Here is a 14,642-nt window from a genome sequence, read left to right as displayed (position 1 = left end):
CTGGTGAGACATCCAATCGAACGCGATGTGCGAGTCTGTGCTCCTAGTCGACGGTAGTTCGGACGCGTCCCCGGCGACCGCGTAATCGGTACTTGTTTTTCAAGTTAGGTAGTACTTGTTTTTCCGTCTACGTGGCAGGCGACGGTGGAGGACTCGACGTCGGTCCTGCCCGCGCAGAACGTGAGCGTCAAAGCCAAGGGCGGCTGGCTCACCGCGGAACTCCCGGCGGTGTCCTGGTCCAGGATCCGGCTGGCCCTCGATTCCTAGCCGCGGGAGGTGGAAAGATGAGGGCCATGGAACTGCATATCACCGGTGACCCGGCCGCCGACCAACTGCTGACCGATGACGCGTTCGCGCTGCTGACAGGTATGCTGCTGGACCAGCAGGTCACCATGGAATCCGCCTTTGCCGGGCCGGAGAAGATCCGGGCCCGGATCGGGTCCATTGCCCCGGCCGCCGTTGCCGCGTATGAACCCCAGGCGTTCGTTGAGGTGTTCAAGGAACGGCCCGCGGTGCACCGGTTCCCTGGTTCGATGGCGGGTCGTGTCCAGGCGCTCGCCGAAACAGTGCAGCGGGACTGGGACGGCGACGCGACGCTGATCTGGACCAAGGGCGATCCCGACGGCGCGGAGGTGCTGCGCCGTCTGCAGGCACTGCCAGGATTCGGGGAGCAGAAGGCAAAAATCTTCCTTGCACTCCTCGGGAAGCAGCGCGGGCTGAGCGCCCCGGGCTGGCGCGAGGCCGCCGGCCATTACGGCCAGGAGGACGCCTTCCTGTCGGTTGCGGACATCGTGAGTCCTGAATCGCTCGTTAAGGTGAGGGCCAGCAAGCAGGCAGCAAAGGCGGCGGCCAAGGCTGCCCAGGGCTGACCAACCGTGGCAGTGACCATGAACGATGTGGCGCGCGCGGCCGGGGTGTTGTTGAAGACCGTGTCGAACGTGCTCAACGACTACGAGTTTATCCGGCCGGCCACCAGACAGCGGGTCCAGGACGCCATCGCCGAACTGGGCTACGAGGCGAACCTGACGGCCCGCAGCTTGCGCTCGGGGAAGACCCGCATGCTGGGCCTGATGCTGTCCGACCTCGCGGCACCGTACTACGCGGAACTGGCCTCGCGGGTGATGACGGCGGCGGAGCGGCGCGGCTACCGGGTGCTCGTGGAACAATCCGTCGCACTGGAAGCCAACGAACTCGGTGCCCTGCAAGGTCCCCTGCGGCAGTTGACCGATGGCCTGCTGTTCACGCCCCTGGTCGTGGGGGCCGACGCCGTTGCCTCCCACCGCGGCACAAAGCCGGTGGTGCTGCTCGGCGAGCACATTCTGGATTCTCGGCTGGATCTGGTCACCATGAGAAACCGGGACGCCGCCCACTCCCTCGCCGCCCACCTGCTGGCGGGAGGCCGCCGTCGTATCGCCGTGCTCGGCGCCCGGCCCGGCGAGTCGGCGGGCGCTGCCGGTCGCCATGCATGAACTGCTCGTCCGTGGCGTGAAGGTGCCAAGCGATGTTGCGGTGGTGGGCTTTGACGATATTGAGGAGGCACGATTCGCCTCGCCGTCGCTTACCACCGTGTCGCCCGGCGTGGACGAGATTGCAGAACGGTCCATCGGCCTGCTGATCGACCGGATTGACGGGCTGGAAGCGGGGGGCAGGCGGGGTCCACGCGGAGGCGGGCTTCGTCCTGAAAATCCGGGATTCGGCGCCCTGAGGGCTGCCGCCCGACTATCGTTGGCTGCAACAGTCGTGCGCGGGGGCGTGTTGCTCCCGTGCGTCAACAAGCAATGTAGGTTCGGGCCCAACACACCAGGCGAGGCGGACATTCCATGAAGACTCCAGACCAGCAGCACGCTCAAATTTTCGGCACACCGGCACCGTCGGGCGGCGGCGATGCCGCCGGTCATGAGCCCGTGGACCATCAACTCCTCCAGAGTTTGGCGGACGCGCACGGCGTGGGCACCTCGTTCCACGGCTGGGACGGGCTGCCGCACAGCGTGGCCGCGGAGACGCTGATCAAGGTCCTGGCAGCGCTGGGCGTCCCCGCTCACACGAACCAGCTGATCGAAAGTGCTTTGGTCGAGGCGGAAGTGGCGCCGTGGCGGCGGATGCTGCCCCCCGCCGTCGTGGTTCAGCAGGGCGAACCCGCACTGGTTCCCGTCCACGTCCGGGACGGGGCCACGGCCCGCCTGCATGTGGAGCTTGAAACGGGCACGGGCGAGCCGGTGGACGCCGTCCAGCAGGATCTCTGGGCGACGCCCCAGGACGTGGATGGCGTGGCCACCAGCCGGGCCACCTTCGCGCTACCGGAGGGGTTGCCGCTGGGCTGGCACACGCTGCGGGCAGAGTCCGGCGGCGTCATAGCCAAGGGTGCCCTGGTGGTGGTTCCGGCGCGGCTCACCACCGCCGATTCCTTGGCGGAGCGTCGGGGATGGGGCCTGGCCACGCAGCTCTACTCCGTGCGGTCCAAGCGGTCCTGGGGGATCGGCGACTTCGCCGACCTCGCGGATCTGGCCACGCTCAGCGGGGCCCGTGGTGCGGACTATGTCCTGGTCAACCCGCTGCACGCCGCGGAACCCGTGCCGCCGGTCCAGCCCTCGCCCTACTCGCCGTCCACACGGCGCTTCTTCAACCCGCTGTACATCCGGGTGGAGGCCATCCCGGAAATCGCCTACCTGAAGCCGCGTAAGCGCGCGGCAGTGGACAGCCTGCAAGAGCAGGTCCAGGCCCTGAACAAGGACGGCGAACGGCTGGACCGCAACGCCGTGTATGCCGCCAAGCTCCAGGCCCTGGAACTGCTCTATCACGCCAGGCGCTCGCCGGCACGGCAGGCAGCGTTCGACGAATTCTGCCGGATCTCCGGCTCAGGGCTGGATGACTTCGCCCTGTGGTCCGCTATCCGGGAAGACCTGGCACCGGACCATCCGCTGTGGACCGATCCGGACTCCGCGTTGGGCTCGCCCGACGCGGAGTCGCTGCGCGGAAAGCTGGCGGACAGGATCGGGTTCCACCGCTGGCTGCAGTGGATCTGCGACGAGCAGCTTGAGAACGCGCAGCAGGCGGCGCGCCGGGCGGGGATGCGGCTGGGTGTGGTGCACGATCTCGCCGTGGGCGTTGACCTCAGCAGCGCCGACGCCTGGACCCTGCGTGACGTCCTGGCTCCCGGGATGAGCGTGGGGGCGCCGCCGGACATGTACAACCAGCTGGGCCAGGACTGGAACCAGCCGCCGTGGCATCCCTCCCGTCTGGCGGAGGCCGGCTATGCACCGTTCCGCAACATGCTCTCCACCGTGCTTCGGCACGCCGGCGGCATCCGGGTGGACCACGTGCTGGGCCTGTTCCGCCTCTGGTGGGTGCCGGCTGGCAACTCCCCGCGTGACGGCGCCTATGTCACGTACGACCACGAAGCACTGATCGGCATCCTGGCGCTGGAGGCCCAGCGTGCCGGCGCCGTGGTGATCGGCGAGGACTTAGGAACCTTCGAACCGTGGGTGCGCGACTATCTGGCTGCCCGCGGCATCCTGGGCACGTCCATCCTCTGGTTCGAGAACGACGGCGATTCGCCCCTGCCACCGGAACGGTACCGGACGCAGGCCCTCGCCAGCGTCAACACCCACGACCTGCCGCCCACCGCGGGCTACCTGGCGGGCGACCATGTGGCGCTCCGCAGCAGGCTGGGCCTGCTGGAACGCTCTGAGGCGGAGGAACGGGCGGACCACACGGCTACGCTGGAAAAGATGATGGGGCTGCTGCGGGAACGCGGCCTCCTGCCCGAGGATGGGGGCACGTCCGGCGCCTCCGCCGAGGGGAACCACGGCAGCACCGGCAGCGAGGAACGCACCATAGAGGCGCTGCACCGCCTGCTGGCCCAGACGCCGTCGGTGCTTCTTGGCGTGGCGCTGGTGGACGCCGTGGGGGAGCGGCGCGTGCAGAACCAGCCCGGCACCACCGAAGCGCTGTACCCGAACTGGCAGGTCCCGCTCGGTGATCCGGACGGGAAGCCGGTGCTCATCGACGACCTCCCTGCCAACCCACGGTTCAACGCCTTGCTGGGTGCCGTCTCTGAAGCGCTGGGGGATCCTCAATGACCGACCGGGCCAGTACTCGTCGCCGGCTATCTTGCGGAGGCGGTTGACCTTCCGGGCCTGGAAAGCCGGCGCATCGACATCGGCTGGGACCGGGCCGTAGCCATGAACTCGTCCGTGCCGGCCGGCAGGTCCGGCACGGACAGCTTCCACACCAGCGTTGCCGGGACCAGCGTCAACTGGGCCTGGTCGCAGGTGCTTTTTAGACATGCCGCCGGAGCCAAGCTTGGCGTACATTCAGAGGCGGGCGATGGTGCCCGGAGCCCCTCAGCTCGCGGAAGGTGTACCCATGTCAGCCACTGACCTTCACGTTGAGTCCCTTTTGGGGATCGCTGAGCAGCTTCGCTCGGCGGGGTGCGTCTTTGCGGAGGAGGAAGCCCAGCTTCTCCTGGCCGCAATGTCCGATCCGGCCCAGATCGCTTCGGCGGTCCGAAAGCGCATTGCCGGGTATCCACTGGAGCACATCCTCGGCTGGGCAGAGTTCTGCGGTCTCCAGGTTGAGCTCGATGCCGGGGTTTTTGTACCGCGCCGCCGGACCGGGCTCTTGGTGAACGAGGCCGCAACCCTGCTCTCGGCGGACCGGATGCGGGAGTGCCTGGATGGTTCGGAGCCCGCCGTAGTTGTGGACCTTTGTTGCGGGTCGGGTGCCGTGGGTGCTGCCATCGCCTCCCGGATTGCTGGCCTGGAACTCCATGCGGCGGACATTGACCCGGCCGCGGTGGCCTGCGCCCGCCGGAACCTTGACCGTGCGGGTGGTGACGTCCACCAGGGCGACCTGTTCGAGGCACTGCCGCCCACCATCCAGGGCCGGATCAGTGTTCTGGCCGTCAACGCCCCCTACGTCCCCACCGGCGCCATAGATTCCATGCCGCACGAGGCGCGCGAGCACGAACCCTTATGGTCGCTCGACGGCGGCGCTGACGGACTCGAGTTCCACCGCCGCGTCGCTGCGGAGGCCAACGAATGGCTGCGGCCGGGCGGGAATCTCCTCATCGAAACCAGCGAACGGCAGGCCGCCCGGACGTCGTCGATCCTGGCACATGCAGGCTTCGCGGTGAGGACTGTCCGTTCGGAAGAACTGGACGGCACCGTCGTAGTGGGACGGGCCCGGTCTTAGTAACGGTGCGCCGGCAGGTACCAGTGCCTGCGGTGGCGGCTGCCCTTTAGCGCTGCGCTCTCGGCATTCCGTGTTGTGGCCGCCTTTTCGCGTTATGGCAGCGTCTTTTCGCGCTGGGGTGGTGGGGGTGAACCATCCCGGGCCGGGTGGTTCACCGCCGGCTCCGCTGATTACTACGACCTCGGCCTGATCAAGGGAAATCTGGGCAATCAGGTTTACCAGATACCCGCCGACGTGGATCTGTCGAAGTACCGCTCGGTTGACCTGTGGTGCGCTCAGTTCAGCGTGTCGTTCGGCGCTGCCGAGCTGGCCCCCTGAGTCAGGGCATGTGGCCATTACCTGGCCTGAGACGCTTCTGGCCGCCGCGTCCCCCAAGGAGCGCGGCGGCCAGCAACGACTATTTTTAGCACAATTTCAACGTTGCTTCCGTGTCACACGGCGAATCCCGCGTAATGTCCCCGCAACGATCCCGAATCATTCCCGCCGAGGGTCAACGTTCGTTGCTGCGCCGGCAGTAGTGGCGCCGCCTTCACCGGACCAGTCCTGGCCCTCGTTGTCATTGAACGCGGGGTCGGACTCGACGTCCGATGTTCCCAGGTTCATCGATTCACCCGCCGAAGTGCCGGCGTCGGACGTTTTGGACTTGGTGATACCCGACGCGGCCTCATGGTGGACGGCGGAGCTGATGACTGTGCCCGCCCGGCGCGCGGCCTCACCCAGCTGGTCCGCCACGTCGGGAGCCTTCTCCTTGATGGCCTCCGTGGCGGCACTGACTTTGTCCTGGACCGGCTTGCTGTCCCAGATGCTCGTAGCCCTGGCCTTGAGCTTGTCGTACGCTGCCCGGCCGGACCGTGATCCCAGGACGTAACCAGCCGCGATTCCAATACCTAATAGAAGCTTTGATTTCATTGTGAACTCCTGCTCGTTGAGAAGGGTCAGCCCCCGGTCCGAGTGGCCGGGGAAAGAAAACCGGCCCCGGGAGGTCCCGGGGCCGGTGTTCATGCCGGTAACGAAGTTAGCTGCGAACGCTGCGCTTCGTGATCATGCCGTAAACAAGCAGCACGATGATCGAGCCGGCGATCGCGAGCAACCAGGTCTGCAGCGAGAAGAACTCCTGCAGGCCGGTACCGAAAATCATTCCGCCAAGCCAGCCACCCAGAAATGCGCCGACGACGCCCAGGATGAGGGTGATGATCCAGCCGCCACCCTGCTTGCCTGGAAGGATTGCCTTAGCGATGGCGCCGGCAATAAGGCCAAGAATCAAAAATGCAAAGAAACCCATTTTTTCATTCCTTCTTCCTACATCAAGGAGGTACCCGGATCCCGGGCACGCTTCATCCTTCTGCCTCAATACTAATCATGCTTAGTATCTTTTCGCCACTCTGCATCCGCGCCAGAAGCATGTTCCCGGCCCTCTCAGTGCCCTGTCGTGTCCGAATCGTTGCCGGCGCCTGGCCCCTCGTCCAGGATGGCAAGTTCCGCGAGATCCTGCCGGTCCAGGGCGAAGTCGAAGATGTCCAGGTTTTCCTGCATCCGCTCGGGATTTCCCGATTTGGGAATGACTACAAGTCCCTGCTCAATATGCCAGCGCAGCACCATTTGAGCCGGCGTCTTGTCGTATTTTTCGCCCAGCTGCGCAAGCAGGGGGGCGCCCAGCAGGCTGGCCCCTGAACCGCCCAGCGGACTGTAGGATTCGGTGACAATTCCGTGCACGGCATTGAACTCCCGTTCCGCCTGGCGGGTAATCGCCGGGCTCAGCTGGATCTGGTTCACGGCAGGCACAACGTCGCTTCCGGCCAGCAGCCGTTCCAGGTGTGCAGGCTTGAAGTTGGAGACGCCGATGGACCGGACTTTGCCCTCCGCCTGCAGCCGCTCGATCGTTTTCCACGTCGACACGAATTCATCACGCGCAGGGAGCGGCCAGTGGATCAGCAGCAGGTCCACGTAGTCCAGTCCCATGCGGGTCAGCGACCCCTCCAGCCCCGCCGCGGCGCGGTTCTCGCCTTGGAACTGGCCATCCAGCTTGGTGGTGACGAAGATTTCGCTTCGGTCCAGTCCGGCCGCGCGGATACCGTTCCCAACGCCTTCTTCATTGCCGTATTTCACTGCCGTATCGATGTGCCGGTACCCGGCTTCCAGGGCATGTACGACGGCGGCAGTCACCTGTTCGTCGTTGAGCGGCCAGGTGCCGAGTCCCAGCTGCGGGATGCTGTAGCCGTCATTGAGCATGATGAGCGGTGAGAGAGTCATTTCAACAGTCTGCCGTGCTTTCGCTTTCCTTGCCCTCGAATGCCCGGAGGATGTTGCCGGCCTGGTGGACTACAACGGGCCGCAATACGAAACGGTGTTCATTTTCGAATTCCGGGACGGCGGGATCGCCAAGGAGACGGCCTACTGGAGCGAGGCCTTCGAGGCGCCCCAGTCAACGATCTCGCGGGTCCCGTCCGCGAACGGAATCGTGGCCGTGTAGCCCGGGACCAGGGACTTGATCTTGGTGTTGTCGAAAACCACTGAGTGGGATCGGTCGCCCAGCAGGTTGGGCCCCAGTTCCGCACTGTGCGCGGCGATGGTTTCCGAGGCCACATGGACCAGCTCGGGCTCCGGGACATCGGCTGCCCGGGCGAACGAACGGTAAACCTGGTTCCAGGGCAGATATTCGTCGGAGGTGATGGAGAATGTCTTCGCAGGCGATTTTGTCCCGCGAATACTGCCAGAAAGGGTTTTTTAGAGGCGTGGATTCCATGATGGGCAGCCGGGTGGGCGGCTTCTGGTACGCCGAGGCTGAAGACGTATTGACCCGTCCTGCCACGGAACAGCTCCAAGCGTGGAATCCAATGGATTCACCATGCGTAGTCCTCCGGTGCCGGGCGGTGGCCCGGGAAGATGTCGTCGAGCCGCTTGAGCGCGTCGGCGTCAAGGGTGACGTCCAACGCCCGGATGCCGGCGTCGAGCTGTTCCTGCGTGCGCGGCCCCACGATCGGTGCAGTGACAGCAGGCTGGTGAAGGAGCCAGGCGAGCGCGATGTCACCGGGTTCATGTCCGAGTCCGTCCGCTAGATCCTCGAAGTGCTGGATCTGGTCCCGGTGTTTCTCGAGCGTTTCTGCAGCGCGTCCTTCGATGCGCCGGACGCCTCCGCGTTCCTTCTTCAGGACGCCGCCCAGCAGCCCGCCCTGCAGAGGGGACCAGGGGATCAGGCCCAGGCCGTACTGCTGGGCGGCAGGGATGACCTCCAGCTCCACCTCGCGGCGGAACAGGTTGTAGATCGACTGCTCGCTGACCAGCCCGGTATAGTTCCGGCGACGGGCAGCTTCCTGTGCCTGGGCGATGTGCCACCCGGCGAAGTTGCTGCTGCCTGAGTAGAGGATCTTGCCCTGCTGGACGGCCACTTCGGTGGCCTGCCAGATCTCGTCCCAGGGCGTGTCCCGGTCAATGTGATAGAACTGGTACACATCGATGTAGTCCGTCTGGAGGCGCTTCAGGCTGGCGTCCAAGGCGCGGCGGATGTTCAGCGCAGACAGCTTGGACTCGTTGGGGCGGTCAGTCATGGTGCCGTACAGCTTGGTGGCCAGGACGGTCCGTTCGCGCCGCTCGCCGCCCTTGGCGAACCAGCGGCCAATGATGTCCTCGGTCCAGCCCCGGTGCCCGCTGCCGCCATAGACGTTGGCCGTGTCGAAGAAGTTGATGCCGGCGTCCAGGGCGGAATCCATGATGTTGTGTGCGTCCGCTTCGTCGGTATGCGGGCCGAAGTTCATGGTGCCCAGGCACAGGCGGGAGACTTTCAGGCCGGAGCGGCCCAGGTGCGTGTACTGCATGGGGAATCCTTCGTTGGTTGATGGACCTATCGGAATGCGGTGACCGGGCCTGCCTGAATCGCTGCCGGCAGGCTCGGTCACCGGTTGCTACAGCTGCGTGAAAGCGGCGACGGCGGGATCGGCACCGATGCGCGCGCCCCGCTCCAGGGCGGTGATGGAGGCGAGTTCGTCGTCGGACAGTGTGAGGGACGCGGCGGCGAGGTTTTCACGGATACGGGACGGGTTAACAGACTTGGGGATGACGATGGTGCCGGCGGCCAGGTGCCAGGCCAGGACCACCTGCGCCGTGGTGGCGTCGTGAGCCTGGGCGACAGCGGTGACGGCGTTCCCGTTGAGGTCGCCGCCCTGGCCCAGCGGACTGTAGGCCTCCACCGCAATCCCGAGGGCACGGCTCTTGGCGGCAAGTTCGGCCTGCTGGAAGCTAGGGTGCACCTCGATCTGGTTCACAGCCGGTACCACGTCCGAAGATTCGAGCAGGGTGTCCAGGTGGTCCGAGAGGAAGTTCGAGACGCCGATGGCGCGGATCTCCTTGGCGTTATGCAGGGCCTCCAGTTCCTTCCATGCCTGGACGTAGAGGCCCTGCGACGGAACCGGCCAGTGGATGAGGTAGAGGTCCACGAAGTCGAGACCCAGTGCATCGCGGGTGTCCTGGAATGCGTCCCGGGCCCGGCCCTGGTCGCCGTTGCGGAGCTTGGTGGTCACAAAGATTTCCTCGCGCGGAATGTCTGAGGCTGCGATGGCAGCTCCCACACCTGCTTCGTTGCGGTAGCCGGCGGCGGTGTCGATGTGGCGGTAGCCGGCGGCGAGAGCATCTTCGACGATCCGCTGGGTGTCTTCCGGCGGGACCTGGAATACGCCGAAACCGAGCTGGGGAATGGTGATGCCGTTGTTCAGCGTGATTTCTGACATGGGGGACTCCTCATAATGCGGAAGGGTGGTTCCTGGCACGGGACGTCCGGCCGGAAACCGCTTTCGGGAATTGCTCCGGTACGAGCCTATGTACTTTCTCGCCGATAGCCAGGCCCTGACCGTATCCCTGTTTTTCCTAGGACTGGCAGTCCTACCTTCGCCGTAGGAAGTGCCTGCCGGGACGATGCAGAATGGGGGCATGGGTCAGAGCGCCGAGCTCGGAAGACGCGGGGGCGGAAGCCACCTCCGGCGCGCGCCGCGTTCCTGGCCTCCGGCGTGAGGAGGTGGCCCGGCTCGCAGGTGTCAGCACGGACTACTACATCCGCCTGGAGCAGGGGAGGAACATCCACCCGTCGCGCTCTGTGCTCGACTCCGTGTCCCGAGCCCTCCGGCTGGATGCGGGCCAACACGCGCACATGGCCTACCTGTTGTTCACGGATTTTCGGGACCTGCCGGCGCACGAGGTCAACCTGACCCGATGGCTGGTTCTCGATCCCGGTGCCCGGGAACTCTTCCGCGCCTGGAAAACAGTGGCCGCGGACGAGGCCGGAGCCCTCCGCGTGGATGTCGGCCGGCACCCCAACGACCCGGAGGCCAACCAGCTGGTCGGCGAACTCGCCGTCCTCAGCGAGCAATTCCGGCAATGGTGGGCAGGGCGCCGCGTGGCCACGCGATCCGCCGGCAGCATACGGCTCCATCATCCCGCCGTCGGCGACCTGGAACTGAACTTTGAACACCTGGTCCTTCAGGACGATCCGGACCAGACCCTGAGGGTGTATTCCGCAAAACCGGGCTCGCCGCCGTCGGACGCCTTGGCGTTACTGAGTCTTGGCCTCAATGCCGGGACCGGCTCCGCAGTCGCCCCTCCGGGCACGACGCTGGACTTGGAAGTACTCCCTCCGGCCACCGCCGAAAGCTGATCGGTCTGTACGTCTGCTGGCAACGCTGATTCTAGCCAGGCGCACCGCAGGTGTTGCCTCGTCCAACAGAAGCCAAAGAGTGATGACCGCGCCCAAAGGACGCGGCCATCACTCCGAAAACCCAGGCAGGTCAGCCTTCGTGGCGGAAACCGAGCTTGACCCGCACCTGCCAGTCGGCAACCTGGCCATCTTTGAGATGGCCGCGGATTTCCTTCACTTCGAACCAGTCAAGGTTGCGCAAGGTCTTGGAGGCCTCGGCGATCCCGTTGCGGACTGCCGCGTCCACGCCTTCTTCGGAAGTACCGACAATTTCAGTAATGCTGTACGTGTGGTTGGACAACTTCGCTCCTCGTGATCGCCTTCGATTCCCGGTTGCGGGCCGTTCTTGAACACTAGTGGCACTTCTCAGGTGTGGCCAGACCCAATACTTCGGAGCGGATGCTGGTCAGGGCGCCTCGAGGACCAGGTTCTTGAGGTCATCCAGGGTCTGTTGCATGTGCAGGTCCATGGCTTCCCGCGACCGGCTCGGATCGCGCGACTCCAGTGCCTCGGCGATGTTCTGGTGGTGCCCGATTGCATGCTCCTGGATGGCGGGCACGGCCGATGTCTCGGCCCGGCGCTTTTCGAGCACCCGGTGCAGCGGCGCGAAAAGGACCGCCACAAAAACGTTCTCCGAGGCGCGCAGGATCAGGTCATGGAATGCCAGGTCAGCCTCCACGAAGGCGGCCACGTCATTGACCTCATGGGCGGCCCGCATCGCCGCTACATGGACGAACAGCGCCTGGACGTCGGTGTCGCTGATCCGGGCGGCCGCGAGCTCACACGCCCCGGTTTCCAGCATCCGGCGCAGTTCAATCAGCTGCACGGAGGCGGCGGCTTCGTTCTGGCCCTCTGACGCGGCGCGCAGCACAGCTTCCAGCGAAGCCCAGCGGTTTAGCGGGTTTACGAACGTGCCGCGGCCGCGTTCCACGCTGAGGATCCGCTGCGCCTCGAGGGTTTTCATGGCCTCGCGCACGGTCATCCGGCTTACCTCGTGTTTGGCGCTGAGCTCAAGCTCTCCGGGCACGCTGGATCCGGCGGGAAATTCCCCGGCAATGATCCGGTCCAGGAGCTCGTCTGCAACAACGCCCACCAATGATTTCCGTGCCATATGTCCCCCTTGCGGCGTCGCCAGATATGTCTGACAAGTCTACTTGCGCGTTTCTATGTCCTGTGCCACACTATTTGAAATGTTAGATGTCAGACATCTTACAGCTACCTCAATTTTTTGATTTCCCACACAATGGAGTGCACTGTGACGCTTGAAGCAGACATCCTGGCCGCCTTCCCGGCCGAAGTCCGGATTCCCGCCCGCCTTGTTGCCGACGCCGTCGCCGCGTCCAGCGCGGAGACCCCCCGGATGCTCATAGTGCTCGACGACGACCCCACCGGAACGCAGTCCGTTGCGGATCTGCCCGTGCTCACCCGCTGGGAGGTGAAGGACTTCACCTGGGCCTTCGGACAGGCGAAGCCTGCCGTGTACGTGCTGACCAACACCCGCAGCCTGGACCCCGCAGAAGCTGCAGCCCGCAACGAGGAAGTGGTCCGCAACGCGCTGGCCGCCGCGGGGCCCGCAGATGCCAGCACCGGTTCGGGCCTCCGGCTCGGGTTCGTGAGCCGCAGCGACTCCACTCTCCGCGGACACTACCCGCTGGAGCCCGACGTTATCGCCGCCACCGTTGCTGACGTCAGCGGAGAAGCCACCGACGGCGTGGTGCTGGTGCCGGCATTCCCCGACGCCGGCCGCGTGACCATCGGCGGCGTGCACTACATGCGTGGCACCGGGGACGACGCCGGCACGCTCACCCCCGTGGCCGAGACCGAATTCGCCAAGGATGCAAGCTTCGGCTTCACCAACTCGGACATGACCCGGTACGTGGAAGAGAAGTCGCAGGGCCGCTTCGCCGCGGAATCCGTGATCGTCCTTGACCTGAACATCATCCGCGCCTCGGCCGATCCGCAGATCACCGCCAAGGCCATCGCCGACGCAATCCATCCCGCCACCGACTCCACGCCGATCATCGCGGACATTGTCACGGAGAACGACCTCCGCGCCCTGTCACTGGGCCTGGAAGAAGCCGAACGGCGCGGCAAGAAGCTCCTCTACCGCGTGGGACCGCCGTTTGTCCGGGCCCGGATCGGCCAGGAAATCCGCACCGAGCTCACCGGCGCTGAAGCCTTTGCCGGCAACACCCCGTCCGAGGCAGGCGGCCTGATCGTGGTCGGATCCCACGTGGGCGTCACCACCCGTCAGCTCAAGGCCCTCACTGAACAGCACAGCGCGGCCCGGATTGTGGAGATCGACGTCGAGAAGCTGCTCAGCGACGCCGGGGACGCCCATCTGGACCAGACCGTCGGCACCGTCGTGGAGGCTCTCCACGGGGGAGATGTGATCGTCCACACGAGCCGGCTGCTGATCAAGACCGACAACCCCGCCGAAAGCCTGCGGATCGCGCGCACGGTGTCCGCCGCCGTCGTCGCCGTGGTGAACCGGACGCTCAAGACGTTCCCGCCGCGGTTCGTCATCGCCAAGGGCGGGATCACGTCCTCCGACGTCGCCGCCCACGGCCTGGAAATCCGCCACGCCATAGTCCGCGGGCCCATGCTGCCGGGCATCGTCTCGCTCTGGGAGCCGGTGGACGGCCCCGCCACGGGCATCCCGTACATCGTGTTCGCCGGCAACGTTGGCGATGACCAGTCCCTCGCCGACGTCACCCGCAAGCTCAGCAACACCTTCTGACCGGTGGTTGAGCTTGTCGAAACCCGCAAGAATTCAAAGGAGAACACCATGACCAGCAACTACACCATCACCGTCCTGGGCCTCGGCGCCATGGGCCTGCCCATGGCTACCCGCCTGGCCAGCGAACTCACCGTCCACGGCTTCGACATCGCCGAGCCGCGCCTGAAGCTCGCCGAAGAAGCCGGCATCCGCACCTTCGCCTCCGCCCGGGAAGCCTCCAAGGGCGCCGACGCCCTGCTCCTGGCGGTCCGCAACGGCGAGCAGCTCAACGAGGTCCTCTTCGGGGAGAACGGCGTGGCCTCCGTGCTGGAGCCGGGCGCCGTCGTTATCCTCGGCAGCACCGTGGGCACCGAAGCCATCCCCGCCACCGTGGCGCGCCTGGCCGAATACGGTGTTGAGCTCGTGGACGCGCCGCTGTCCGGGGGCCCCAAGCGCGCCGGCGAAGGCGACCTGCTGATCGTCGTCGGCGCCTCCCCGGAAGCCATGGACAAGGCCCGCCCGGCCCTCGAACTACTGGCTTCCACGCTGACCGTTGTGGGCGACAAACCCGGCGACGGCCAGGCGCTCAAGACCGTCAACCAGCTCCTCTGCGGCGTCCACATCGCCGCGGCCGCGGAGGCCCTGGCCCTCGCCGACGCGCTCGGCCTGGACCAGGCCAAGACCCTCGCCGCGCTCGAAGCCGGCGCGGCAGGTTCGTTTATGCTCTCCAACCGAGGCCCGCGCATTCTCGAGGCCTACACGGAAAACGGCGCCGAGGTCCTGTCCCGCCTGGACATCTTCGTCAAGGACATGGGCATCGTAGGCAAGGCCACCCGCGCCGCCGGCTTGGCAGCCCCCGTTGCCGCCGCGGCGGAGCAGCTGTACCTCCTGGGCCAGGCCCAGGGCCTGGCCGCCGCCGATGACTCCGCCGTCATCAAGGTCGTCGCCCCGGCCAAACGCACCTCCTAAGCGCCACCCCAATAACCCGACGACGGCGGATCCCCCCTTTCCGCCGTCGTCGATCCACCCAGCCCGCTAGGCCGAACTAGC

Annotated in this window: 18 protein-coding genes and 1 pseudogene; 11 read left to right on the top strand and 8 right to left on the bottom strand. The window is 65.9% G+C overall.

Translation table 11 applies throughout. The features are described from left to right. The first annotated feature begins 144 nt into the window (after positions 1–144). The 7 genes from QK290_RS05980 to QK290_RS05950 all read left to right on the top strand — a co-directional run bounded on the left by QK290_RS05980 (position 145) and on the right by QK290_RS05950 (position 5,511). Complete coding sequence (locus QK290_RS05980) at positions 145–267, top strand: hypothetical protein (RefSeq protein ID WP_282329763.1); 123 nt, start codon at positions 145–147, stop codon at positions 265–267. A gap of 17 nt (positions 268–284) precedes the next feature. Beyond that, complete coding sequence (locus tag QK290_RS05975; RefSeq protein WP_282329762.1) at positions 285–869, top strand: HhH-GPD-type base excision DNA repair protein; 585 nt, start codon at positions 285–287, stop codon at positions 867–869. A 6-nt stretch (positions 870–875) separates the two neighbouring features. Continuing rightward, entirely contained in the window at positions 876–1,469 is a 594-nt protein-coding gene (locus tag QK290_RS05970) for a LacI family DNA-binding transcriptional regulator (RefSeq protein ID WP_282329761.1), read from the top strand. Next, the gene (locus QK290_RS05965) at positions 1,462–1,824 is read left to right on the top strand and encodes a substrate-binding domain-containing protein (protein ID WP_282329760.1); all 363 of its coding nucleotides are present in this window, start codon (positions 1,462–1,464) and stop codon (positions 1,822–1,824) included. Before QK290_RS05970 ends, QK290_RS05965 begins: the two co-directional genes overlap by 8 nt. Next, positions 1,821–4,079 carry a 4-alpha-glucanotransferase gene (malQ, locus tag QK290_RS05960; RefSeq protein WP_282329759.1) on the top strand — a complete coding sequence of 753 codons (2,259 nt, stop codon included), beginning with the start codon at positions 1,821–1,823 and terminating at the stop codon, positions 4,077–4,079. Before QK290_RS05965 ends, malQ begins: the two co-directional genes overlap by 4 nt. A gap of 286 nt (positions 4,080–4,365) precedes the next feature. Then, positions 4,366–5,193: a putative protein N(5)-glutamine methyltransferase gene (locus tag QK290_RS05955; protein ID WP_282329758.1), complete on the top strand. Its 828-nt coding sequence runs from the start codon at positions 4,366–4,368 to the stop codon at positions 5,191–5,193. Positions 5,194–5,268: 75 nt separating this feature from the next. Next, complete coding sequence (locus QK290_RS05950) at positions 5,269–5,511, top strand: DM13 domain-containing protein (RefSeq protein WP_282329757.1); 243 nt, start codon at positions 5,269–5,271, stop codon at positions 5,509–5,511. 156 nt (positions 5,512–5,667) lie between these two features. Here QK290_RS05950 and QK290_RS05945 read toward each other — a convergent pair whose 3' ends face one another. The 3 genes from QK290_RS05945 to QK290_RS05935 form a co-directional block, all read right to left on the bottom strand. Further along, entirely contained in the window at positions 5,668–6,102 is a 435-nt protein-coding gene (locus tag QK290_RS05945) for a hypothetical protein (RefSeq protein WP_282329756.1), read from the bottom strand. Between the two features lie 106 nt (positions 6,103–6,208). Then, entirely contained in the window at positions 6,209–6,475 is a 267-nt protein-coding gene (locus QK290_RS05940) for a GlsB/YeaQ/YmgE family stress response membrane protein (protein ID WP_248763117.1), read from the bottom strand. 134 nt (positions 6,476–6,609) lie between these two features. After that, positions 6,610–7,443 carry an aldo/keto reductase gene (locus QK290_RS05935; RefSeq protein ID WP_282329755.1) on the bottom strand — a complete coding sequence of 278 codons (834 nt, stop codon included), beginning with the start codon at positions 7,441–7,443 and terminating at the stop codon, positions 6,610–6,612. Here QK290_RS05935 and QK290_RS05930 point away from each other — a divergent pair. Further along, positions 7,424–7,663 carry a hypothetical protein gene (locus tag QK290_RS05930; RefSeq protein ID WP_282329876.1) on the top strand — a complete coding sequence of 80 codons (240 nt, stop codon included), beginning with the start codon at positions 7,424–7,426 and terminating at the stop codon, positions 7,661–7,663. The two genes, QK290_RS05935 and QK290_RS05930, sit on opposite strands and share 20 nt — an antisense overlap. Here the strand turns inward: QK290_RS05930 and QK290_RS05925 are convergent. From QK290_RS05925 to QK290_RS05915, 3 genes and pseudogenes are all read right to left on the bottom strand, one after another. After that, positions 7,612–8,015 (bottom strand): annotated as a pseudogene (locus QK290_RS05925) (NAD-dependent dehydratase); the annotation flags it as partial. The gene QK290_RS05930 and the pseudogene QK290_RS05925 sit on opposite strands and share 52 nt — an antisense overlap. Before the next feature lie 18 nt (positions 8,016–8,033). Further along, positions 8,034–9,005: an aldo/keto reductase gene (locus tag QK290_RS05920; protein WP_282329754.1), complete on the bottom strand. Its 972-nt coding sequence runs from the start codon at positions 9,003–9,005 to the stop codon at positions 8,034–8,036. 87 nt (positions 9,006–9,092) lie between these two features. Further along, a complete protein-coding gene (locus tag QK290_RS05915; protein WP_282329753.1) occupies positions 9,093–9,914 on the bottom strand; it encodes an aldo/keto reductase in 822 nt (273 codons plus the stop codon). Between the two features lie 191 nt (positions 9,915–10,105). Between QK290_RS05915 and QK290_RS05910 the strand changes: the two genes are divergently transcribed. Beyond that, a complete protein-coding gene (locus QK290_RS05910) occupies positions 10,106–10,834 on the top strand; it encodes a helix-turn-helix transcriptional regulator (protein WP_282329752.1) in 729 nt (242 codons plus the stop codon). 130 nt (positions 10,835–10,964) lie between these two features. On the opposite strand, the gene QK290_RS05905 is transcribed toward QK290_RS05910, so the two are convergent. Both QK290_RS05905 and QK290_RS05900 read right to left on the bottom strand, forming a co-directional pair. Beyond that, positions 10,965–11,174, bottom strand: coding sequence for a dodecin (locus tag QK290_RS05905; RefSeq protein WP_160676972.1), 210 nt, complete (start codon positions 11,172–11,174; stop codon positions 10,965–10,967). A gap of 105 nt (positions 11,175–11,279) precedes the next feature. After that, positions 11,280–11,984 carry a FadR/GntR family transcriptional regulator gene (locus tag QK290_RS05900; RefSeq protein WP_282329751.1) on the bottom strand — a complete coding sequence of 235 codons (705 nt, stop codon included), beginning with the start codon at positions 11,982–11,984 and terminating at the stop codon, positions 11,280–11,282. 144 nt (positions 11,985–12,128) lie between these two features. Here QK290_RS05900 and QK290_RS05895 point away from each other — a divergent pair, with 144 nt between their 5' ends. Then, complete coding sequence (locus QK290_RS05895) at positions 12,129–13,613, top strand: four-carbon acid sugar kinase family protein (RefSeq protein ID WP_282329750.1); 1,485 nt, start codon at positions 12,129–12,131, stop codon at positions 13,611–13,613. A gap of 48 nt (positions 13,614–13,661) precedes the next feature. Further along, positions 13,662–14,561 (top strand): NAD(P)-dependent oxidoreductase, encoded by a 900-nt coding sequence (locus QK290_RS05890; RefSeq protein ID WP_282329749.1) that lies wholly within the window; start codon positions 13,662–13,664, stop codon positions 14,559–14,561. Positions 14,562–14,642: the final 81 nt, after the last annotated feature.

Origin of the sequence: Pseudarthrobacter sp. AL07 (assembly GCF_029960665.1) — a bacterium.
In the GTDB taxonomy this organism is placed as follows: domain Bacteria; phylum Actinomycetota; class Actinomycetes; order Actinomycetales; family Micrococcaceae; genus Arthrobacter.
Note: the sequence above shows the minus strand (reverse complement) of the source record. Positions and strands in the feature narration are given on the sequence as shown.

Coding starts and splice junctions, on each gene's coding strand:
- QK290_RS05910 (WP_282329752.1), top strand. CDS start 10,106: ATGGGGGCATGGGTCAGAGCGCCGAGCTCGGAAGACGCGGGGGCGGAA.
- QK290_RS05940 (WP_248763117.1), bottom strand. CDS start 6,475: ATGGGTTTCTTTGCATTTTTGATTCTTGGCCTTATTGCCGGCGCCATC.
- QK290_RS05920 (WP_282329754.1), bottom strand. CDS start 9,005: ATGCAGTACACGCACCTGGGCCGCTCCGGCCTGAAAGTCTCCCGCCTG.
- QK290_RS05975 (WP_282329762.1), top strand. CDS start 285: ATGAGGGCCATGGAACTGCATATCACCGGTGACCCGGCCGCCGACCAA.
- QK290_RS05945 (WP_282329756.1), bottom strand. CDS start 6,102: ATGAAATCAAAGCTTCTATTAGGTATTGGAATCGCGGCTGGTTACGTC.
- QK290_RS05930 (WP_282329876.1), top strand. CDS start 7,424: ATGAGCGGTGAGAGAGTCATTTCAACAGTCTGCCGTGCTTTCGCTTTC.
- malQ (WP_282329759.1), top strand. CDS start 1,821: ATGAAGACTCCAGACCAGCAGCACGCTCAAATTTTCGGCACACCGGCA.
- QK290_RS05955 (WP_282329758.1), top strand. CDS start 4,366: ATGTCAGCCACTGACCTTCACGTTGAGTCCCTTTTGGGGATCGCTGAG.
- QK290_RS05915 (WP_282329753.1), bottom strand. CDS start 9,914: ATGTCAGAAATCACGCTGAACAACGGCATCACCATTCCCCAGCTCGGT.
- QK290_RS05890 (WP_282329749.1), top strand. CDS start 13,662: ATGACCAGCAACTACACCATCACCGTCCTGGGCCTCGGCGCCATGGGC.
- QK290_RS05965 (WP_282329760.1), top strand. CDS start 1,462: ATGCATGAACTGCTCGTCCGTGGCGTGAAGGTGCCAAGCGATGTTGCG.
- QK290_RS05935 (WP_282329755.1), bottom strand. CDS start 7,443: ATGACTCTCTCACCGCTCATCATGCTCAATGACGGCTACAGCATCCCG.
- QK290_RS05900 (WP_282329751.1), bottom strand. CDS start 11,984: ATGGCACGGAAATCATTGGTGGGCGTTGTTGCAGACGAGCTCCTGGAC.